The sequence below is a fragment of the Sphingobium sp. WTD-1 genome (assembly GCF_030128825.1).
In the GTDB taxonomy this organism is placed as follows: Bacteria; Pseudomonadota; Alphaproteobacteria; order Sphingomonadales; family Sphingomonadaceae; genus Sphingobium.
The window spans coordinates 4,588,027-4,608,333 of sequence record NZ_CP119127.1 but is presented as its reverse complement, the minus strand read 5'-3'; the positions used below and the strand labels follow the sequence as shown (position 1 = coordinate 4,608,333).

The window sequence follows — 20,307 nt, the reverse complement described above, 5'->3', positions numbered from 1 at the left end:
CTTTTGACCGCAAGCGACGGGAAGCCTCGCCAAGCCGTTTCGATTACCCCATATTCATGAACCAGATGACACGCCCCGAACCTGTCCCGGCCGCCATGCCCGATGCCGCAGACTGCTGGACCGCCTTTCTGGCGCGCGATCGCCGGCAGGATGGCTGCTTCGTCGGGGCGGTGCTGACCACCGGCATCTATTGCAAGCCGAGCTGCCCGGCCCGGCACCCGAAGCGGGAGAATATGATCTTCCTGCCCGACGGGGCGGCGGCCCGTGCGGCGGGCTTCCGCGCCTGCCTGCGCTGCCGGCCGGATGAGGTGGGGCGCGACCAGCAGGCAGTGGAGGCGGCGATCCGCCTGATCCGCGCCGCCGAAATGCCGCCTCGACTGGAGGAGATGGCCGAGCATGTCGGCTATGCGCCGCATCATTTCCATCGCTTGTTCAAGCGGATCACCGGCCTGACCCCGGCCGCCTATGCCCGCGATCTGCGCACCGAGCGGCTGAAGGCGGCGCTGGCGACGCCCGGCAGCGTGACCGATGCGATCTATGAGGCCGGCTATAACGCGCCGAGCCGGGCCTATGCCGATGCGGAACGGCATCTGGGCATGACGCCCAGCGCCTGGCGCGAGGGCGGGCGCGGCGTCGATATCCGCCATGCCGTGATCGAGACGAGCCTGGGCGCGCTGCTGGTCGCGGCGACCGAGCGCGGCCTGTGCCGCATCGCCTTTGACGAAGGGGAGGCAGACCTGCGCCGCCGATACCCCAACGCGACTCTGTTGCCCTCGGACGCCGCGCTGGATCGCTGGGCGAGTGCCGTGGCTGCACTGGTGGACAATCCGGGGGCGGGCGCTGACCTGCCGACCGATGTCGGCGGAACGGCCTTCCAGCAAGCGGTCTGGGCCGCCTTGCGGGCGATCCCGGCTGGCGAGACCCGCAGCTATGGTGAGATCGCCGCTGCGATCGGCCGGCCGGGGGCGATGCGGGCGGCCGGGACGGCCTGTGGCGACAATGGCCTGGCAATATTGGTGCCGTGCCACCGTGTGTTGCGCAGCGATGGAAGCCTGGGCGGCTATGCCTATGGAGTCGATCGCAAGCGCAGTCTGCTGGACCGGGAACGACGCGTGAAGATGACAGCGAAGGCGACAGGTGAATGATCCTTTCTCGATCCGCTTGCGTCACAATATTCTCGTAATTTAACTTTTGATTAACTATAGGCTCGCGCCTTCTTCGATGGGGGCGGTTGGGCTTGCGTAGTCTGTTGTTCTGGCTGTTGCTGATGACGCCGACCATGACAGTGGCATTGCCGCTGGCACGGCCGGTGGCGATGCCGATCGGCCCCGGTCCGGACCGGATGGCCGCTGGCGTCGCGCGCATGGTCGGGTCGATCCTGGAATTTACCCGCTGGCCGACCGATCGGCCGGTCGTGCGCATGTGCATGGCAGGGGCTGTCGCTCATGGTGATCAACTGGGCGAAATCAGCCTGACGAACGGGGCACGGATCGCCACGGTGGCGCTGGCCGCCGACGAGGCCGCGCCGGCCGCGCGCTGTGATGCGCTTTACCTTGGAAGCCTGGATGCGCTGGTGCGCCAGCGGTTGATTGCCGCCGTGCGCGGCAATGCGGTGGTGACGATCGCGGAGAATGATCGCGACTGCGCGGGCGGGGCTATGTTCTGCCTGTTGTTCGCGCCGCAGACCCTGTCCTTCCAGCTCAACATCGATGCAGTGTCGCGGTCTGCGGTGCGGGTCGATCCGCGCGTGCTGCGCGTGGCGAAGGGGGGCTATTGACCATGGCCGAACCAAGCCCGACCGGGATACCGACCTTGCGCCAGTTGCTGGCGCGGGCGCATCTGCGCCTGATCCTGTTTGCCGTGCTGATGGCGGGTCTGACCCTGATGGTGACAGGCGTCACGGTCATTCGCGGCTATGCCGCCCGCAACCTGACCCTGATCGCGCAGACCGTCGCCTATACGGTCGAGCCGGCCCTGGTGTTCGATGATATCGACGCGGCGCGGCGGGGGATCGCCACGGTCGCTGCCTCCGAAAGCGTGCGATCGGTCGAACTCCATGATCGCGATGGACGGCTGATCGCGGCCTGGAACCGGCCCGATCGCGGAATGGCCGGGGGACTCTCGCGGACTGTGGATGCTCTGTTCTGGCCCAGCCCTGTGCGAGTGCCGGTCCATCATGGGCCGGTCGTCGTGGCCGAAGTGCAGGTATTCGGCGATGCCGGTGGCCTGGGGCGCTATATCCTGTCGGGAATTGCCACTGCGCTGGCCTGCCTGGGGTTGACGATCGTTGCGACCCAGTTGCTGGCCCGGCGCTTGCAGCGCGACGTGACGGGGCCACTGGCCCATATCGCACAAGTCGCCCATGCGGTCCGCACCGACCGCCAGTTCGATCGTCGCGTGCCCGTGGCCGGCATCCATGAAATCGATCAGTTCGCACGCGATTTCAACGCCCTGCTGGACGAGCTGGACGAGCTGGACGAATGGCACACCGGCATTTTGAACGAGAACCGTATCCTGGAGCGCCAGGCGACGCGCGATCCGCTGACCGGCCTTGGCAATCGTGCGATGTTCGAGCGGGAATTGGCGGCAACCATGGCGCGGGCCGATGAAGATGACACATCCTTCGCGGTCATCTATGTCGATGTGAACCGCTTCAAGCAGGTCAATGACAGCCATGGCCATGATGCCGGCGACGTCATGCTGATCGTCATCGCCGCGCGGTTGCGCATGGCCTTGCGATCGGGCGACATGGCCTTCCGTTTGGGCGGTGACGAGTTTGCGTTGATCCTGGCGGCAGGAGCAACCCAAGCCGAGGCCGATCAGATGTCGGCGCAGATCGGGGCTGGCATGACCCAGCCGATCATGCTGCCGAACGGCGCCAGCATCCGATCGTCGCTGAGCATCGGCAGCGCCCTCTATCCGCAGGACAGCGCCGATCCGCGCGCACTGCTGCGCCACGCTGACGCGGCCATGTATGCGGCCAAGGCGCGGAGCGGCGGCAGGAATTGATGATGAGGAACAATATGCGAAAGCTTCTTTCCCTCCTGGCGCTGACGCTGCTGGCGGCCTGTCAGACAGTGCAGCCGAGTGATGGTTTCACCGAAGCACAGAAGACGGTGTTGCGCGCCAATGGTTTCCAGCCGGTCGGCAGCAACTGGGAATTCGGCATGGCCGACCGGCTGCTGTTCGCTACCGACCAGAGCGTGCTGATCCCGGCGCAGCGCGACGTGATCAGCCGAATCGCGAGCGCGCTGGTCGCCGTCGAAGTGCGCGGCGCCAAGGTGGAGGGGCATACCGACAATACCGGCACGGCCGCCTATAATGAGCAATTGTCGCAGAAGCGGGCGCAGGCCGTTGCCGACGCGCTGGCGGCGGGGGGCATGGCGCCGGCGGCGCTGCATCCGGTGGGCATGGGCCTGCGGGTGCCGGTGGCAAGCAACGATAGCGAGGTCGGCCGTCAGGAAAACCGCCGCGTGGTGATCATCGTTGCGCCGCGTGACGCCATGCCGCTTTAACGACGGATTGGCTCGAAATCCTGCACCCGCGCCATGACGGCGGCGCGCTGGGCGTCGGTCATGCTGCGCCAGTGGACGATTTCGCCGAGGGTGCGGCCGCAGCCGGTGCAGCCTCTCCGTTCCGCATCGAGCGAACAGAGATTGCGGCAGGGGCTCTCGATCGGCGCGACCATTACATGAAGCTGTAGGGATCGACGTCCACCGCGACGCGGGTGGTCGATTTCCACACCAGATTGCCCAGCCATTCGCGGATCACCGACTGGATGTCGATCTGGCGCGTGGCATGGATCAGCAGCCGGTGGCGATGGCGGCCGCGCAGCACGGAAAGCGGCGCAGGGGCGGGGCCATAGACCCGCATGCCCTCCACTTGCGGCGCCGACTTGCCGATCAGCCGCGCGGTCTGGGCGGCTTCGTCGCTATCCTCGCTGGAGATGATGATCGCGGCGAAACGGCCGAAGGGCGGGGCATTGGCGCGGCGGCGATTTTCGGTCTCGATCAGATAGAAGCGCTCGCTGTCGCCGGCGATCAGCGCCTGGATCACTTCGGCATCGGGCATGCGGGTCTGGATGAAGACATGGCCCGGCTTTTCGCCGCGCCCGGCGCGGCCGGCGACCTGCATGATCTGCTGGAAGGTGCGTTCGGACGCGCGCAAATCACCGCCCTCCAGCCCAAGGTCCGCGTCGATCACGCCGACCAGGGTCAGGTTTGGGAAATGATAGCCCTTGGTGATGAGCTGGGTGCCGACGATGATGTCGATGTCGCCGGCCTCGACCGACTTCACGAAATCGGCGGCGCGGGCGGGCGAGTGCAGCGTGTCTGACGTGGCGATGGCGACCCGCGCCTGTGGCCACAGCGCCTTCACCTCGTCGGCGATGCGCTCGACGCCGGGGCCGCAGGCGACCAGGCTGTCCTCTTCCTTGCATTCGGGGCAGAAGCGCGGCGCCGGGATGACATGGCCGCAATGGTGGCAGGCCAGCCGCTTGGTCAGCCGATGTTCGACCATCCAGCTGGTGCAATTGGGGCATTGGAAGCGATAGCCGCAATGGCGGCAAAGCGTCAGCGGGGCATAGCCGCGTCGGTTGAGGAAGAGCAGGCTCTGCTCGCCCTTGGCCAGCACTTCCTCCATCGCCACCACCAGCGGCGGCGCGATCCAGCGGCCGCGCTCGGGCGGATCGGTCAGCAGGTTGATGCCCTCGATATCGGGCATCTGTGCGCCGCCGAAACGGGCCGGCAGCTTGATCTCGCGATAGCGGCCAAGGTCGACCTGGTGCCGTGTCTCGATCGCCGGCGTGGCGGAGGCCAGAACGACCGGGAAATGTTCGATAAGGCCCCGCATCACGGCGACGTCGCGTGCATGATAATGGACGCCTTCCTCCTGCTTGAAGCTCGCTTCATGCGCCTCGTCGACGACGATCAGGCCCAGATTGGGATAGGGCAAGAACAAAGCGGAGCGGGCACCGACGACGACGCGGGCCTCGCCCGCGGCGATCGCGCGCCAGGCGCGGCGTCGCTCGCTCTGGCGCAGGCCGCTATGCCAGTTGACCGGCACCGTGCCGAAGCGCTTCTCGAACCGCTCCAGAAAGGGTTCGGTCAGGGCTATTTCGGGCAGCAGCACCAAGGTCTGCTTGCCGGCGCGGATGGCTGCGGCGATCGCCTCGAAATAGACCTCGGTCTTGCCCGATCCGGTGACGCCGTCGAGCAGGAAGGGCGCGAAGGCGTGGGCGCGCACCGCGTCTGCCATGTCGGTGGCTGCGGCCATCTGCTGGTCGGACAGAGCCGGCGGGGCATGATCTGGATCGGGTTCGGGGAAAGGGGTGTCGACGCTGACCTCGACCGGTTCGAACGCGCCGGCCTTCACCAGACCGCGGATCACCGTGTCGCTGACCCCGCCGATCATCGCCAGTTCGCGCACCAGCCCCTGCCGGTCGCCGATCCGTTCCATCGCCTGGGTTCGCTGTTCGGTCATGCGATCGGGCAACTGGCCGGTGACACGATATTCGATGACGGTGCGCGTGCCCTCCAGCGCGGACATCGACGCCAGCGCCATGCGCAGTACGGCGGCGGGCGGGGCGAGATAATAGTCGGCAGTCCATTCGATCAGCCGGCGCAGCGTTTCGGGCAGCGGCGGCGCGTCCAGCACTTCCAGCAGGTTGCGCAATCGATTGTCGCCAACCGTTTCGACATCCGGGAAGGATTCTTCGTCCCACACCACGCCGACCAGCTGGCGCGGGCCCAGCGGGGCGATCACGATGCTGCCCGGCCTGGCCGTCATGCCATGGGGGATGCGATAGTCGAGCGGGCCGAGGGCGGCATTGAGCAGGAGGACACGAGCGCGGGCCATGGAGCGTCCTTAACCGCTCTTGCCGTTCTGGCAAATCGTCAGAGCCGCCAGGCGATCGCCAGCCAGGGGACATGGACGACCTCATTGGGTCGGTCGTCGGGGAAACTATGCTGGCGCATATAGCTGAGCTGGATGCCGAGTCGCGGCGTCAGCACATGACGCAGGCCGATCAGTTGCCGCGTGGTGACAAGTTCGCTGTCCTGGACCGCGCTTGGTTTGTGCAGTTCGAAGAAAAATTCGGCGGAGGTCAGGAGGAACCATTTGCGCTGCTTTTCCAGCGGGATGTCGAGCTGAATGCGTTCGCGCAGGCGCCAGGCTGGCTGCGCGGCGCTGTCTATGTAGCGCTGTTCCAGCCGGGTGCGGCTCTGCAGCACGCCCAGATCCACGATCAGCTGCTGGTGGAAGCGCATCTCCTTCTGCTTCCGGCTGGTGACGAAGGCAAAGCCGCCGCCCAGTTGCACGCCATCGGCGATCCGATGGTCCAGGGTGATCCGTTGCAGCAGCTGGTCGTCGGCCGGCCGCAGGCGATAGCTTAGGTCGATGCCAATCCGGTCATTATCGTCGATCTGCGCGACACCGCCGGTGCTGAGCCAGGGCTGTGCCTCCTGATCCGCAGCGCAGACAGGAAAGGGCAGGACGAGCATGGCGAGGGCAGTCAGGCAAATATATGCGCGCATCGCAAACATCATGGCCGCTCCCTTATCGCGGAAGAGGTAGAAGGCGGCGGGGGACAAGGCAATCGCCGTTCGCCCCGATGGCCAATCCATCGGCCAGCCGCTAAAGGGAGCCGATTCGCGAATCCTGCCCCGGAGCATCCCATGAAATTCTTCGTCGACACCGCCGATATTGCCGAAATCCGCGACCTGGCCGCCACCGGCCTGCTCGACGGCGTCACCACCAACCCGTCGCTGATCCACAAGTCGGGCCGCAAGTTCCTGGAAGTGATCGAGGAAATCTGCGGCGTCGTCGACGGCCCGGTATCGGCCGAAGTCGTCGCGCTCGACCATGAGACGATGATGAAGGAAGCCGCGGTCCTGCGGAAGATCGCCCCCAATGTCTGCATCAAGGTGCCGCTGACTATCGACGGCCTCAAGACCTGCAAGGCGCTGACCGACGATGGCGTGATGGTGAACGTCACCCTCTGCTTCTCCGCCAATCAGGCACTGCTCGCGGCCAAGGCCGGCGCCAGCTTCATCTCGCCCTTCGTCGGCCGTCATGACGATAATGGCTTCGACGGCATGCAGCTGATCGAAGACATCCGCCTGATCTACGACAATTACGCGTTCGACACCGAAATTCTGGTCGCCTCGGTCCGTCACCCGATCCACGTGCTCGACAGCGCCAAGATCGGCGCCGACGTGATGACCGCGCCGCCGGCCGTCATCAAGGCGCTGTTCAACCATGTGCTGACCGACAAGGGCATTGCCGGCTTCATGGCGGATTGGGCCAAGACCGGCCAGTCGATCCTCTAAGCGACATTGCCGGCGGGCGGGCGATCGGCCTGCCCGCCGGAACTCCTGCCGCCGCCCGGCCATTGTCTCCGCACAAGGAGGTGGCCATGTTCGTTGCGGTCTATTGGTGGCGCGTCCACCCCGGCAAGGAGGAGCAGTTCCGCGCAGCCTGGCGCCGCGGCACCGACCTCATCCGTGAAAAATATGGCAGCTATGGATCGCGCCTGCACCGCGATGCGGACGGGCGGTTCGTGGGCTATGCCGAATGGCCGGACGAGGCCACCTGGCGCGCCGCCTTCGACGCGAAGATGGTCTATGACGATCCGGAAGCCCGCGCTGCCTTTGTCGACGCGATCGCCGAAGTGCCGGCGGATGCCGATCCGATCTTCACCATGACGGTCACCGACGACCTGCTGGCGCGTGCGACGAGCTGAGCCGGGCGGGAACCTTTTGTTCAGCATATTCGGCTAGATAGCACGCTCCTTTCCCCGATGAACCTGTCCATGCCGATCGACGCCGTCACCATGCTGCTCATGACCCAGGCCATCGCCCTTGTTGCGGCGTTGGTGCTGGCTGCCGAATGGCGTCTGGCGAAGGTGCGCTCGCTCGCCTGGTGGAGCGCGGGATTCGCGACCATCGTGGTGGGCAGCGGCATGTCGGTGCTGCGCACGGTGGACAGCTTCCTTCTCTATGTCTGGCTGGCCAATGGCCTGCTGGTTGTGGCGCATCTGTTGTTCGCCAAGGGGGCGGCGGCCTTTGCCGGGCGACGCCTTCCCGGCATCTGGCTCGGCGTGCTGCTGGTCTGGGTGGCGCTGCTCTGCACCGACCCGGCAAGTGATCGCACCGCCCTGTTTGGCCTCGTCAATTCAGCGCTGGTCGCGATCCTGTCGCTCAAGGCCGCGTCCCTCCTGCTCTCGCTCCGCCGCACCAGCGAAGTGCGCGATGCGGTGCGGCTGGGGCACATCTTCCTTGGCCATGGGATATTCTACCTCGCCAAGTCGGGGCTGATCTTCATGCCGGGCCTGTTCGTCAGTCTGGTCGGCTTCAAGGGGCTGCTGATCAAGGCTTCGCTCTATGAGGGCATATTGGTCGAGGTGTCGCTGGCGCTGCTGATGCTGGCGGCCGTGCGGCACCGGCGCGAACGGCAGATCACCGCGCTGGCGGAGCGGGATTCGCTGACCGGCGCCTATAATCGCCGCGCGTTCGAGGCGAAGGCGGCCGCCGGCATGGCGCTGGCGCGGCGGGCCGGCCAGCCGGTGGCGCTGCTGCTGTGCGACGTCGATCATTTCAAGGCGGTCAATGACGGCTTTGGTCACGCGACGGGCGACCGGCTGCTGTTAGCGCTGGCCACAATATTGACGGATTGCGTGCCCGCCAATGCACTGGTGGCGCGGCTGGGCGGCGATGAATTTGCCGTTCTGCTCTTTGGTCTTCCGCCCGAAAATCTGCCGGCACTCGGCCGCCGCATCTGCCATCGTTTCGCGCAGAGTGGCGCGGGCGTGGCCGGGGCGAGTCTGCAGGTCTCGACCAGCATTGGTGCAGCAACCAGCATCAGGGCGACGGAGGCTTTGCCGCATATGTTCGATCGGGCAGACCGCGCGCTCTATGACGCCAAGCGCAAGGGGCGCGATCGCATGTCGGTTGAATCGGGCGTGGACCTGAGCGTCGCGACCCTGCCGCTGCGCCTCGCCAAAGTGGGACGCCGCGCCTGATTGGCGACCCTGAGTTATCTTTCTGTGTCGGTTGTCAGCAAGACTGCTCCTGACCCCCCAGAGTTTCCGGTGCTTTTGTCATCAGAGGATCACGGCTGATTTTCAACTTCTGCTCCTCTGGAAGGGGGGCATTGTCAACTTCTGCTCCGATCCTTGTTTTATGGGCGCGGCAAAGGGGTCTGCTGGCGGACAAGTGTCGCTGGCGGCCATGCCGACAAATCAGATTCACGAAGATCGCGGCGAGGTCCGGGGTAGATCGCGGACACGTTCGGCGCTCAGCGGCATCATATCAATGATGACGAATGACGGAGCGCTTCTGAGGTCCATGTAGGCATTGCCGATGAAGCGGCCTCACAAAGCCTCTGCCTGATGTGCTGTGTTATTCCGATGGTTCTGTAATGCCCATAAGACGGGGGTTGGCTATTTTGGCAAATTGCGCCTTGTGTCTGGGCTGGTATGTAAATTTATTCGAATGATACTTATCGGCGCCATGATGTATATTCGATCGCATCATAGTTTAGGTAAAGTTAATCCGTGATGATATGGTGTATCAGTGCGCTATCATGGCACAATGATCTGATGTAACATTCAGAAACAGTCCAATATGCCGCGATTTTACTTTTGCAGATGACATTCTGCGGAAAGCCTACTATGTAGCCTGTCATGCGCCGCTTGGGACGTTTCCTGCTCTGCCTGATTTCGTTGTCCATGCTGACGACGACGATGGTGCATGCTCAGGAAGTTCCTAACGCTCAGGCGCCCACGATCGAATGCTCCGGTTACGTGCATAGCGATGGCGATGCCGACCAGACGCAGGGTGATGCCGACAAGGGCATGCCGCACCATCATGGTGGTTGTCAGGGCGCTCCGGCGTTTGTGCCGGCTTCGGCCAGCGATGATGTGCTCCCCTCCGCGGTGAACGCTCCTGCGTTCATTCCTGCGCCGATCCCGTCCAAGCGCTGGGCCATCGGTCCCGACCTACGCCCACCCATAGCCTGACAGAGCCATAGTGGACCGTTGCGCCTGAATTCAGGCCGCCGGTCGTCCATGACTCGTGTTCAGGATTCCTATTCATGTTCCGATCCATTGCAGCCTTATTGGCTGCCGTGTCCTGCGTCGCTGTGGCGCAGGCACAGGAGATGCCCGCTGCGGTAGCGGGGGCATCACCCTATACGCTTGATCAGGCGGTTGCCGCCGCTGGTGGCAGCGCCCCGGCGGCTGAAGCCGCGCAGGCCAATGTCGAAGCGGCCCGCGCCGCACGTACCGTCGCTGGTCTTCGTCCCAATCCCACCGTGCAGACGCAGGTGGAGAATATCGCAGGAAGCGGACCGTATCGCGGCGTTGGTAGCGCCGAGTCGACGGTCAGCATGGCTGTTCCCATAGAACTGGGTGGCAAGCGGTCCGCACGCATCGCGGTCGCTAATGCCCAGACCGACAAGGCGCTGCTAGTCTCGGCGATCACGCAGGCAGACATCAGGCTGCAGGTCACGCAGCTGTATATCGAAGCGGCTGCTGCCGAACGGCGTGTCCAGACGGCGCGCGATCAGGCGCGCATAGCCGGCGACGCCGCGAACGCTGCGAGTGTACGGGTAAAGGCCGGGCGGGCCTCTCCAATCGAGGAGCAGCGCGCCAATGTCGCGAAGATCAACGCCGATGCCGAACTGGTTCGGACTATCCGCCTGGCTCAGGCCAGCCGCGCCAATCTCGAGCGTCGGATTGGGCAGCCGATGGGCGGACCGCTCGATACGGCATGGTTGGAGCGCTTGCCACATGGCTATGGTCCCGAAGTCCCACCGAGCGCGGCAGGTACTCTGGCCCTGGCGGCCGCAGATGCGGACCTTGCCGTAGCTGATGCCAATGTTCGACTCGCCAATTCTCAACGAGTCCCCAATCTCGAGGCAGGCCCTGGTTTACGCAGGCTGTCAGCCACCAATGATACGGCCCTGATCTTCACGGTCACGATGCCTATCCCGATCTTCAATTCGGGCAAGGCGGCTGTCGCGCAGGCTCGCGCGCAGCGCAATCAGGTGGAAGCCCAGAAGCGGATGACAGCGCTCGATGTCGAGCAGGCCATCACCGACGCGCAGACATCGGCATCGAATGCCGCAGTCACTGCACAGACGGCTACTGGTCCTGCCCTTGAGGCGGCCCAGGAAGCGGCCCGCATCGCGCGCATCGGCTATCGCGAAGGCAAGTTCGGCCAGCTCGACCTGCTCGATGCAGAACGCACGCTTGCTCAGACGCGCCTCGCCGCCATCGACGCACTTGCCTCTTATCAGAATGCCCGCGCGCAACTGGAGCGCCTGACAGCGCCCGCGCCGGAACAGGGGAACTGATCCATGACATCTAAGAAGATCATCTACGCCGCCTTGCCCCTGTCCCTGATGCTGGCGCTCGCAGCTTGCGGAAGCGGTGCCGAGGAGAACCCGACCAACGACGCGGCGCCCGCTGCTGAAGCAAAGGCAGGGGAGAAAGCCGAAGAGGGCAAGATCACGCTCTCGGCCGATCAGATCGCATCGGCTGGCATTCAGACGGCGCGCCCGATGATGGGCGGCTCGGGCACGATCGAACTCCCCGCTACCATCGACGGTGATCCGCAAGGCACGCAGGTCGTATCCGCTGCGATCGGCGGCAGGGTCGTATCGCTCACCCGCAACCTTGGACAGTCGATCGGTCGCGGCCAGACGCTGGCCGTGATCGAAAGCCGCGAGGCAGCTTCTCTCAACGCTGAGACCGAAGCGGCACGCGCCCGGCTATCTCTGGCAAACAGCAATCTCGCCCGCGAGCAGCGCCTGTTCTCTCAGCGGGTCTCGCCTGAGCAGGATCTCATCGCTGCCCGCACCGCAGCGACCGAGGCCAGCATCGCCCTTCGTCTGGCGCAGCAGCAGGTTTCCGCCGCGGGCACGGGTGGCGGCGGCCTCAATCGCATCGGGATCGTGGCGCCCATGTCCGGTCAGGTCATCGGCCGCAGCGTCGTGCTGGGGCAGACGGTCGCGGCGGACGCTGAACTGTTCCGGGTTGCCAACCTGTCCAGCGTGTCACTCTCTCTCAACTTGCAGCCGCAGGATGCGGGCCGGGTGCGTCCGGGCGCAACGGTGAACATCAAGGCAGCCGGTCGACAGGCGACCGCGAAGGTGACGTTCGTGTCGCCGGCGCTCGATACCAATACGCGACTCGTTCCCGTCATCGCGACCCTCGATAATCGGGATGGCCTCTGGCGCGTCGGGGAGCCGGTCACGGCATCGGTCGCGCTCACCGGCAGTGGCGGCGATGGGGCCATCCGTGTGCCGCTGACTGCCGTGCAGACGGAAGAGGGCAGGTCGGTCGTGTTCGTCCGGACCAAGGCCGGGTTCCAAGCGACCGCCGTCCAACTGGGCGACAGTGCTGGCGACAGCGTGATCATCAAGTCGGGCCTGAAGGGCACTGAGGAGATCGCCACCGTCAACAGCTTCACGCTCAAGGCCGAACTCGGCAAGAGCGAAGCCGCGGAGGACTGAGCCGATGATCGCCCCAATCGTAACATGGGCGGTTCACAAGCGCTGGCTCGTCCTGCTGCTGACCGCCATAGCCGCTGTGATCGGCGCCGCTGCTCTGTCTCGCCTGCCGATCGACGCGGTGCCGGACATCACTAATAACCAGGTGCAGATCAACGTCCGTGCGCCCGCGCTGTCGCCCGAGTTGGTCGAAAAGCAGGTCGCGTTCCCGATCGAGACCGCACTCGCGGGTATTCCGGGCCTCGAATATAGCCGTTCGCTCAGCCGCAACGGCTTTGCGCAGGTCACTGCCGTCTTCTCCGATCAGACGGATATCTTTTTCGCCCGCCAGCAGGTCGGCGAGCGTCTGACAGGCGTGTCCGAGAACTTGCCCGATGGCGTAACGCCCGAAATGGGCCCGATCGCCACCGGTCTGGGGGAGGTCTATATGTGGACCGTCCGTCTGGAGCATCGCAAGGACGACAAGCATCAACCGGGTGAACCCGGCATGCAGCCCGATGGCAGCTACATCACGCCGGAAGGCGAACGGCTGACCAACGATACCGACAAGGCGACCTACCTGCGTACCGCGCAGGACTGGATCGTTTCGCCGCTGCTGAAGAACACGCAGGGCTTGGCTGGCGTCGATTCGATCGGCGGCTATGCCAAGCAGTTTCTCGTCGTGCCCGACGTCCAGCGCCTGGCTTCGATGGGGATCACGCTGACCCAGCTCAGCACGGCCCTCGAACGTAATAACACCAGCGTCGGTGGCGGCTTCGTCAACCGCAATGGCGAAGGTCTGGCAGTCCGTGCAGACGCTCTTGTCCGCAACGCCGACGAACTTTCCAATATCGTGGTGGCCACCCGGGAAGGTGTACCCATCACTCTTGGGCAAGTCGCGTCCGTTCGTACCGGGCAGGCTATTCGCATGGGGTCGGCATCTGAAAACGGAACCGAGGTCGTCGTCGGCACCGCCATTATGCGGATTGGCGAGAATAGCCGTACCGTCGCGACGGCGGTCGCCAACCGGCTAGAGGAGATCAACGCCTCGCTGCCGCCGGACGTGATCGTGCAGCCGGTGCTGAACCGTACGGCGCTGGTGAATTCCACTATCAAGACGGTTGCCAAGAATCTGGGCGAAGGCGCTATCCTCGTCATCGTGGTGCTGTTCCTGCTGCTCGGCAACTTCCGAGCCGCGCTGATTGCCGCCGTCATCATCCCGGTGACCATGATGCTGACGGGCTTTGGCATGTTGCGTGCCGGCGTGTCAGCGAACCTCATGAGCCTTGGCGCGCTCGACTTTGGCCTCATCGTCGATGGCGCCGTCATCATCGTCGAAAATGCCCTGCGACGCATGGCGGAGCATCAGCATCATGAGGGTCGCCTGCTGACTGTGAAGGAGCGGCTGGACACGGTCGCTTCCGCTGCCCGCGAGATGATTAAGCCATCGGTCTATGGCCAGGCGATCATCATCCTCGTTTATGTGCCGCTGCTCACTCTGACCGGTGTCGAGGGCAAAACCTTCGTACCGATGGCGCTGACCGTCATCATCGCGCTGGTCTGTGCCTTCATCCTTTCCCTGACCTTCGTGCCTGCCGCGATTGCCCTGTGGCTGTCCAAGCGGATCGAGGAGAAGGAAGGGCGGATCATGGGCTGGCTCAAGGCCCGCTACGAACCCGGTCTCGACCGGGCGATGAAGCGGCCTGTCGTCACTGTCGGTGCGGGTGTCGGCGGCTTCGTTCTCGCGATCCTGGCCTTCATGTCGTTGGGACAGGTTTTCCTGCCGCAGCTCGATGAGGGCGACCTATTGATCCAAGCTCTACGTATTCCGGCGACGTCGGTGCAGCAGAGCCAGGCGATGCAGGTGCCGATCGAGCAGATGATGTCGAAGCAGCCGGAGGTGAAGTTCGTCTTCTCCAAGACGGGTACGGCCGAACTGGCATCCGACCCGATGCCGCCCAACGCCACGGACATGTTCGTCATCCTCAAGGATCGGAAGGAATGGCCGGACCCCAGCCTGAAGAAGGAGGAACTCATCTCTCGGATCGAGGGGCAGCTCGCCAAGTTTCCGGGCAACGCCTACGAGATCACCCAGCCGATCCAGATGCGCTTCAACGAGCTCATTGCTGGCGTGCGTGGTGATATCGCGGTCAAGGTCTTCGGAGACGACTTCAACTCGATGAACGCGACGGCGGAGAAGATCGCCAGCGTCCTGCGACGGACGCAGGGGGCGGCTGACGTCAAGGTCGAGCAGACCACGGGCCTTCCGATGCTCGACATCCGCGTCAATCGCGATGCCATGGCCCGCCTCGGCGTTACCGCTCAGGACGTGCAGGACATCGTGAACGCAACGCTGGGGGGCCAGCAGTCGGGCATGATCTTCGAAGGCGACCGCCGTTTCCCGGTGGTGATCCGTCTTTCCGAAGATCAGCGCGCCGATATATCGCTGCTGAGCCAGGTTCAGGTGCCGACGCCGGGTGGGCAGTTTGTGCCGCTGGCCAGCGTGGCGGATATCCGCGTCGTCGACGGTCCAAACCAGATCAGTCGTGAAAATGGCAAGCGTCGCGTTGTCGTCCAGGCAAACGTGCGTGGCCGTGACGTCGGCGGCGTGGTCGCAGATGCGCAGGCTGCCATTGGTAAGGAAGTGCGTCTTCCGCCTGGCAGCTATCTCGAATGGGGTGGCCAGTTCGAGAATCTGGCATCGGCCCAGGAACGGTTGCAACTGGTGATCCCGGCTTGCTTCGTTCTGATCCTGCTGCTCCTCTATGGCGCGTTAGGGTCGGTCCGTGATGCAGCCATCGTGTTCACTGGCGTTCCTCTCGCCTTGGTGGGCGGCGTGCTGGCCCTCTTCCTGCGGGGCATGGATTTCTCCATCTCCGCAGCGGTCGGTTTCATCGCGCTGTCCGGTATCGCGGTCCTGAACGGCCTCGTCATGGTGTCCTCCATTCAGGATCTCATGCGAACCGGCATGGACCGGGCCGAAGCCGCTCGGGTGGGCGCGCTTCAGCGTCTGAGGCCGGTGGTCATGACGGCGCTGGTTGCAAGCCTTGGCTTCGTGCCGATGGCCCTGGGCAGTGGCGCTGGCGCCGAAGTCCAGAAGCCGCTGGCGACGGTCGTAATCGGCGGCCTGATCTCTGCGACGCTCCTGACCCTGTTCGTCCTGCCGACGCTCTACGCGCGATACGGCCGCACCAGCATGGTCGAGGAGGACGATCCAGAGGTCGAGGTCTCCCCGGCTGCTCAACCGCAGCACTGATGTGACGGGAGGGCAGGAATTGCCCTCCCGCCTCTTCCTGATCGAAGGAAAGGATCAGACCGATGAGAGAGGAAACCATATTCAGTCCTCAGATCTCGCGTATGCGGGCATGGGGGCTGTTGGCCGACCTCAACCAATATGAGGCATGGCACCCGCACTATCGCTTTGGCCCATGCGTGATCGAGCTTGGGAACAAGATCGATATGACTTGGAGTGTGATGGGGAAACATGCATCGCTCGAAGCTAAGATTGTGGCCCATCAAAAGCCGGACAGCATCCGCTGGCGGACAAGGACATTCCCGCTGTTCAGTATCGAAGAGGGGTATGAGCTTTTCGAGAATGAAACAGGACTGCACGTGCGGCACAGTTTCGAATGCACAGGTTTTCTCGGGCTGTGGGCACGCCTGATAGTCCAGGGCCTTCGTCGCCAGATGAGGGAGCAAGACGCAAGTTTCATGGCCTTGGCGAAGCGCGCGGTCCGTGCGGTTCCTCCACCCAATCGTCACAAACGGCGAGCCGCGAATGTGACCAAGGGCAAGGAGAAGGGCGATGGATAGCGCAACGACTGGCGCCGATCAGGGAATGGAGCGCAAGACGCTCTGGATCGTGCTGATCCTGAATGTCCTCATATCTGCTGCCTTCTTTGTCGTGGGCTTCACTGGAGACTCCAGCGCGCTCATCGCCAATGGTGTCGACAATTTGTCGGATGCTCTCGTCTATGCTCTGAGCCTAGTAGCCCTGAGCCGAGGCGTCATGTGGAAGAGCCGGGCGGCAATGTTCTCCGGCTCTATGCTGTTGGTCTTCGCAGTCGGCATCCTCGTCGATGTCGGTCGTCGATATGTCTACGGCAGCGAGCCCATTGGCACAGCGATGATGGCGATGTCGGCCGTGGCAGCCGTCGTCAACTTCATCTGCCTGAGGCTGCTGCAACGGCTTGAGCAGCCAGACGTCAACATGCGCGCAGCTACAACCTTTAGCTTCAACGACTTCATTTCGAATGGCGGCATTTTGATCGCCGGCGTGCTGGTCTGGTGGCTCGGCACAAACTGGCCGGATCTTCTCGTCGGTGTCGCTACTGCGCTGATCGCCATCAAGGGCGGGATCGAGATCCTCAAGGACGCCCGTAGCGAAATTCGGGAGGCCAAGGGCCGCCCAGAAATCAAGGAGGCCTGACATGACGAACCGTACCCCTTCGAACGGACTGGCCTGTCCGGCGTGCAAGGTCGACCTGCTCATGAGCGAACGACAGGGCATCGAGATCGACTATTGCCCTCAGTGTCGTGGCGTTTGGCTCGACCGCGGTGAACTCGACAAGATCATCGAACGCAGCATCAGCGAAACTCAGCCGGTCGAACGGCGTGAAGGCACGCTGGGTGTGTCCGGCTCAAAGCATGGAAGCGATCGTAGTGACGGCCATGGATCTCGGGGCGGCCATCATGGTCGTCGCAAGGGCTTCCTGCGCGAACTGTTCGACTGATGACCAGTTTGGCCGCCGCACCTACCCCTGTGTGTGAGAACGGCCCGCGTCATGGGCGGCTTCCCTTGCCGCCCATGACGACAGTTTACCCTCGAGATCCGGGAAACAACATGCGCCTGAAACAGTATCGTTTGAGCCGTCTCTCCCTGACTGGAGGAGCCCTGATGCTCAGCCTGATGGGATGCCAGCAGAATAGCGGCGGCGATGAAAGTCGCCATGACCGCAATTCCATCCCTACGCTCGTCGGGGAGCATCTTTACGCATGCGAAGATGGAACGCAGCTGGATGGCGATTTCCTTGTCGATGGGTTGACCCTCGATCTGGCGATCCTGCCGGACCAGAAGCCGATCCGTCTCACCGCGCCCGACACGGGCCTGACCTATGTCGGCGATAAGCTCAATGTCAGCCTGACCGGCGTCGACACGTTGAAGCTGGTACGCGCCGATCAGAAGCCGCTGATCTGCAGGAGAACCCGGACGATCAGCAAGCAGGGACGCCTGCATCCACCTTGATGGCAACTGCTTTTACCGAAGATAGTGTGCCCCAACCAGGATAATGGTCATGATTGAAAAACTCCGCCTCGATGTCCCCCTGCTGCTCCCCGAAGTCACCGACACGGCTGATGGCTGCGTTTCGCGCCTGATATCCTTGATCGAAAGCCGTCCCGGTGTCTCTGAAGTGCATGTCACGAAGGAACCAGCCGGCACACTGCCGCAGCTGTGCATCCACTATGATCCGGACGCGATCTCTCTTCCGCGTATCCGGGAGCTGGCGAAGGCGGCGGGGACGCAGATCGCAGAGCGTATAGGCCATGTGGTGTGGGAGGTCGACGGCATTGGTCATCAGAGGCGTGCCAGGTCTATTGGCGAAACGCTTCGCGCGCTGCCAGGCGTGCTTGAAGCCGAGGCCATTCTTCCTGGGACGGTGCGGGTCGAGTTCGATCGCACGATCACTTCGGAGGATGGAATTCTTACGGCGCTTCGCGATGCAGGTGTGAGCCGCAAGGCTCTCACCGCTCCGGACAAGAAGCCGTCGGCACATGACCACGACAAAGATCACGATCACCCGGCTGGCGAGAAGCACGACCATGATCATGGGCACGGCGGATTGCTTGGACCCAACACCGAGCTGATCTTTGCTCTGGCCTGCGGCGGCGCACTGGGGGTGGGCTACCTCATCGAGACGTTCCTGACTGCACCCGCCTGGGTTCCGTTCGCTCTCTTCATAGCGGCTTATGTCTTCGGCGGCTTCTATACAGTGCGCGAGGCCATCGAAAATCTGCGCCAGAAGCGCTTCGAGATCGATACGCTGATGCTGGTGGCAGCAGCAGGCGCGGCCGCTCTTGGGGCTTGGGCCGAAGGCGCTTTGCTGCTATTCCTCTTCAGTCTGGGGCATGCGCTCGAGCACTACGCCATGGGGCGCGCCAAGCGTGCAATCGAAGCGCTGGCCGAACTGGCGCCGCGGACGGCTACCGTTCGGCGGATGGATGGTGGCTCCAGCGTCGTGCCGGTCGAGGAACTGGTCCTTGGCGACGTCGTCATCATCAAGCCGGACGAGCGCATCGCGGCCGATGGCTTCGTCATCAAGGGCAATTCTGCGGTTAATCAGGCGCCTGTCACCGGCGAGAGCATCCCGGTCGACAAGGAGCCGGTCGAAAGCGCGGACGCTGCCCGGGCCAATCCTGATCGCGTCGCTGCAGCGAGCCGGGTCTTCGCCGGCACAATCAACGGCAGCGGCCTCATCGAGATCGAGGTCACGCGCCTGTCGAGCGAGAGCACGCTGGCCAAGGTCGTGAAGATGGTCAGCGAGGCGGAGACGCAGAAGTCGCAGACGCAGCGGTTCACGGATCGCTTTGAGCGCTTCTTCGTGCCTGCGGTGCTTGTGCTGGCGTTCCTGTTGCTGTTCGCATGGGTCGTCGTCGACGAGCCTTTCCGCGACAGTTTCTATCGGGCGATGGCCGTCCTTGTGGCCGCCAGTCCCTGTGCGCTGGCCATCGCGACGCCGAGCGCCGTGCTGTCGGGTGTTGCCCGTGCGGCGCGTGGTGGCGTCCTGGTGAAGGGCGGTGCCCCGCTCGAATTGCTGGGTTCGCTCGACGCTATCGCGTTCGACAAGACCGGCACGCTGACGATGGGCGAGCCGCGCATCCAGCAGATCATCCCGGCGCCTGGCATTACCAAGGAAGAGCTGATGGCGTTGGCGGTGGCTGTAGAAAGCCTCAGCGACCATCCGCTGGCCCAGGCGATCGCGCGCGACGGACGCGACCATATTGGCGATCATCCAGTTCCGGAGGCTGAAAATCTGAAAAGCCTCACGGGTCGCGGCATCTCGGCTCTTGTCGGTGAAGACGAAGTTCTCATCGGCAAGGCCGAGATGTTCGGCAGCGACGGCATCGCCCCGCTGTCCGGAGAGATGGATGCCGCGATTAAGACGCTCCGGGAGGCAGGCCAGACCAGCATGGTCGTGCGCAGCGGTTCGCGGGACATGGGGGCCATCGGTCTTCTGGATACGCCGCGCGAAGCCGCCCGCGCGGCGCTGGAACGCCTGCGCGAGATCGGCATCAAGCGGATGATCATGATCTCGGGCGATCACCAGCGTGTGGCTGATGCCATAGGCAAGCAGGTCGGGATCGATGAAGCCTGGGGCGATCTCATGCCTGAAGACAAGGTCGAGGCCATCAAGAAGCTGCGGGCCGAGACCAAGGTCGCCATGGTCGGTGACGGCGTGAACGACGCGCCAGCTATGGCGACCGCGACCGTGGGTATCGCCATGGGCGCAGCCGGCTCAGATGTAGCTCTGGAAACCGCCGATGTGGCGCTCATGGCCGACAATCTGTCGCATCTGCCGTTCGCGGTGGGTCTCAGCCGCAGCACGCGCTGGGTCATTCGGCAGAACGTGTTCGTCAGTCTGGGTGTCGTCGCCTTCCTCGTGCCGGCGACCATCCTGGGTCTTGGCATCGGACCGGCTGTCGCCCTTCATGAAGGATCAACGCTGTTGGTGGTCATCAACGCGCTGCGGCTTCTGGCATATCGAGATCCGGTCCGTGCCTGAGCAGGACACGGGCCACCATCGAGACGCGATGTGA

General features: G+C 63.9%; 19 protein-coding genes. 16 read left to right on the top strand and 3 right to left on the bottom strand.

The annotated features are described in order from the left end of the window. Positions 1–56: 56 nt before the first annotated feature. From ada to yfiB, 4 genes are all read left to right on the top strand, one after another. Positions 57–1,145, top strand: a complete 1,089-nt coding sequence (gene ada / locus N6H05_RS22900) for a bifunctional DNA-binding transcriptional regulator/O6-methylguanine-DNA methyltransferase Ada (RefSeq protein WP_284111807.1) — start codon at positions 57–59, stop codon at positions 1,143–1,145. Positions 1,146–1,237: 92 nt separating this feature from the next. Then, on the top strand, positions 1,238–1,777 hold the full coding sequence (gene yfiR, locus N6H05_RS22895) for a regulatory sequestration protein YfiR (RefSeq protein ID WP_284111806.1): 540 nt from the start codon (positions 1,238–1,240) through the stop codon (positions 1,775–1,777). Between the two features lie 2 nt (positions 1,778–1,779). Further along, positions 1,780–3,009 (top strand): diguanylate cyclase DgcN/YfiN, encoded by a 1,230-nt coding sequence (gene dgcN / locus N6H05_RS22890; protein WP_284111804.1) that lies wholly within the window; start codon positions 1,780–1,782, stop codon positions 3,007–3,009. Positions 3,010–3,023: 14 nt separating this feature from the next. Further along, positions 3,024–3,515 (top strand): outer membrane lipoprotein YfiB, encoded by a 492-nt coding sequence (yfiB, locus tag N6H05_RS22885; protein WP_284111803.1) that lies wholly within the window; start codon positions 3,024–3,026, stop codon positions 3,513–3,515. Here the strand turns inward: yfiB and N6H05_RS22880 are convergent. Genes N6H05_RS22880 through N6H05_RS22870 form a run of 3 tightly spaced genes read right to left on the bottom strand, consistent with a single transcriptional unit; the run spans position 3,512 to position 6,545 of the window. Next, entirely contained in the window at positions 3,512–3,688 is a 177-nt protein-coding gene (locus N6H05_RS22880; protein WP_284111802.1) for a DUF1289 domain-containing protein, read from the bottom strand. The two genes, yfiB and N6H05_RS22880, sit on opposite strands and share 4 nt — an antisense overlap. After that, the gene (locus tag N6H05_RS22875; protein ID WP_284111801.1) at positions 3,688–5,856 is read right to left on the bottom strand and encodes a primosomal protein N'; all 2,169 of its coding nucleotides are present in this window, start codon (positions 5,854–5,856) and stop codon (positions 3,688–3,690) included. The genes N6H05_RS22880 and N6H05_RS22875 overlap by 1 nt, the downstream gene beginning before the upstream one ends. A 38-nt stretch (positions 5,857–5,894) precedes the next feature. Further along, positions 5,895–6,545, bottom strand: coding sequence for a DUF2490 domain-containing protein (locus N6H05_RS22870; protein ID WP_284111800.1), 651 nt, complete (start codon positions 6,543–6,545; stop codon positions 5,895–5,897). 129 nt (positions 6,546–6,674) lie between these two features. Between N6H05_RS22870 and fsa the strand changes: the two genes are divergently transcribed. The 12 genes from fsa (at position 6,675) to N6H05_RS22810 (ending at position 20,273) form a co-directional block, all read left to right on the top strand. After that, positions 6,675–7,328: a fructose-6-phosphate aldolase gene (fsa, locus tag N6H05_RS22865; protein ID WP_099231823.1), complete on the top strand. Its 654-nt coding sequence runs from the start codon at positions 6,675–6,677 to the stop codon at positions 7,326–7,328. 86 nt (positions 7,329–7,414) lie between these two features. After that, positions 7,415–7,741 (top strand): antibiotic biosynthesis monooxygenase family protein, encoded by a 327-nt coding sequence (locus N6H05_RS22860; protein ID WP_284111798.1) that lies wholly within the window; start codon positions 7,415–7,417, stop codon positions 7,739–7,741. A 69-nt stretch (positions 7,742–7,810) separates the two neighbouring features. Further along, the gene (locus N6H05_RS22855) at positions 7,811–9,019 is read left to right on the top strand and encodes a GGDEF domain-containing protein (RefSeq protein WP_284111797.1); all 1,209 of its coding nucleotides are present in this window, start codon (positions 7,811–7,813) and stop codon (positions 9,017–9,019) included. A 663-nt stretch (positions 9,020–9,682) separates the two neighbouring features. After that, a complete protein-coding gene (locus N6H05_RS22850) occupies positions 9,683–10,018 on the top strand; it encodes a hypothetical protein (protein ID WP_120249339.1) in 336 nt (111 codons plus the stop codon). Positions 10,019–10,092: 74 nt separating this feature from the next. Continuing rightward, positions 10,093–11,355, top strand: coding sequence for a TolC family protein (locus N6H05_RS22845; protein WP_048938604.1), 1,263 nt, complete (start codon positions 10,093–10,095; stop codon positions 11,353–11,355). A 3-nt stretch (positions 11,356–11,358) separates the two neighbouring features. Then, a complete protein-coding gene (locus N6H05_RS22840; protein ID WP_069337821.1) occupies positions 11,359–12,516 on the top strand; it encodes an efflux RND transporter periplasmic adaptor subunit in 1,158 nt (385 codons plus the stop codon). A gap of 4 nt (positions 12,517–12,520) precedes the next feature. Continuing rightward, positions 12,521–15,748 carry an efflux RND transporter permease subunit gene (locus tag N6H05_RS22835; protein ID WP_069337822.1) on the top strand — a complete coding sequence of 1,076 codons (3,228 nt, stop codon included), beginning with the start codon at positions 12,521–12,523 and terminating at the stop codon, positions 15,746–15,748. A gap of 62 nt (positions 15,749–15,810) precedes the next feature. Then, entirely contained in the window at positions 15,811–16,305 is a 495-nt protein-coding gene (locus N6H05_RS22830) for an SRPBCC family protein (RefSeq protein WP_069337823.1), read from the top strand. Beyond that, entirely contained in the window at positions 16,298–16,921 is a 624-nt protein-coding gene (locus N6H05_RS22825) for a cation efflux transmembrane domain-containing protein (protein ID WP_069337824.1), read from the top strand. The genes N6H05_RS22830 and N6H05_RS22825 overlap by 8 nt, the downstream gene beginning before the upstream one ends. A gap of 61 nt (positions 16,922–16,982) precedes the next feature. Then, a complete protein-coding gene (locus N6H05_RS22820; RefSeq protein ID WP_069337830.1) occupies positions 16,983–17,225 on the top strand; it encodes a TFIIB-type zinc ribbon-containing protein in 243 nt (80 codons plus the stop codon). Positions 17,226–17,389: 164 nt separating this feature from the next. Then, positions 17,390–17,737 carry a hypothetical protein gene (locus tag N6H05_RS22815; protein ID WP_069337825.1) on the top strand — a complete coding sequence of 116 codons (348 nt, stop codon included), beginning with the start codon at positions 17,390–17,392 and terminating at the stop codon, positions 17,735–17,737. Between the two features lie 49 nt (positions 17,738–17,786). Beyond that, on the top strand, positions 17,787–20,273 hold the full coding sequence (locus N6H05_RS22810; RefSeq protein ID WP_170828721.1) for a heavy metal translocating P-type ATPase: 2,487 nt from the start codon (positions 17,787–17,789) through the stop codon (positions 20,271–20,273). The last annotated feature ends 34 nt before the right edge of the window (positions 20,274–20,307 follow it).

Coding starts and splice junctions, on each gene's coding strand:
- ada (WP_284111807.1), top strand. CDS start 57: ATGAACCAGATGACACGCCCCGAACCTGTCCCGGCCGCCATGCCCGAT.
- N6H05_RS22855 (WP_284111797.1), top strand. CDS start 7,811: ATGCCGATCGACGCCGTCACCATGCTGCTCATGACCCAGGCCATCGCC.
- N6H05_RS22835 (WP_069337822.1), top strand. CDS start 12,521: ATGATCGCCCCAATCGTAACATGGGCGGTTCACAAGCGCTGGCTCGTC.
- N6H05_RS22810 (WP_170828721.1), top strand. CDS start 17,787: ATGATTGAAAAACTCCGCCTCGATGTCCCCCTGCTGCTCCCCGAAGTC.
- N6H05_RS22875 (WP_284111801.1), bottom strand. CDS start 5,856: ATGGCCCGCGCTCGTGTCCTCCTGCTCAATGCCGCCCTCGGCCCGCTC.
- N6H05_RS22850 (WP_120249339.1), top strand. CDS start 9,683: ATGCGCCGCTTGGGACGTTTCCTGCTCTGCCTGATTTCGTTGTCCATG.
- N6H05_RS22880 (WP_284111802.1), bottom strand. CDS start 3,688: ATGGTCGCGCCGATCGAGAGCCCCTGCCGCAATCTCTGTTCGCTCGAT.
- fsa (WP_099231823.1), top strand. CDS start 6,675: ATGAAATTCTTCGTCGACACCGCCGATATTGCCGAAATCCGCGACCTG.
- N6H05_RS22820 (WP_069337830.1), top strand. CDS start 16,983: ATGAGCGAACGACAGGGCATCGAGATCGACTATTGCCCTCAGTGTCGT.
- N6H05_RS22815 (WP_069337825.1), top strand. CDS start 17,390: ATGCTCAGCCTGATGGGATGCCAGCAGAATAGCGGCGGCGATGAAAGT.
- N6H05_RS22840 (WP_069337821.1), top strand. CDS start 11,359: ATGACATCTAAGAAGATCATCTACGCCGCCTTGCCCCTGTCCCTGATG.
- yfiB (WP_284111803.1), top strand. CDS start 3,024: ATGCGAAAGCTTCTTTCCCTCCTGGCGCTGACGCTGCTGGCGGCCTGT.
- N6H05_RS22845 (WP_048938604.1), top strand. CDS start 10,093: ATGTTCCGATCCATTGCAGCCTTATTGGCTGCCGTGTCCTGCGTCGCT.
- dgcN (WP_284111804.1), top strand. CDS start 1,780: ATGGCCGAACCAAGCCCGACCGGGATACCGACCTTGCGCCAGTTGCTG.
- N6H05_RS22860 (WP_284111798.1), top strand. CDS start 7,415: ATGTTCGTTGCGGTCTATTGGTGGCGCGTCCACCCCGGCAAGGAGGAG.
- N6H05_RS22825 (WP_069337824.1), top strand. CDS start 16,298: ATGGATAGCGCAACGACTGGCGCCGATCAGGGAATGGAGCGCAAGACG.
- N6H05_RS22870 (WP_284111800.1), bottom strand. CDS start 6,545: ATGATGTTTGCGATGCGCGCATATATTTGCCTGACTGCCCTCGCCATG.
- N6H05_RS22830 (WP_069337823.1), top strand. CDS start 15,811: ATGAGAGAGGAAACCATATTCAGTCCTCAGATCTCGCGTATGCGGGCA.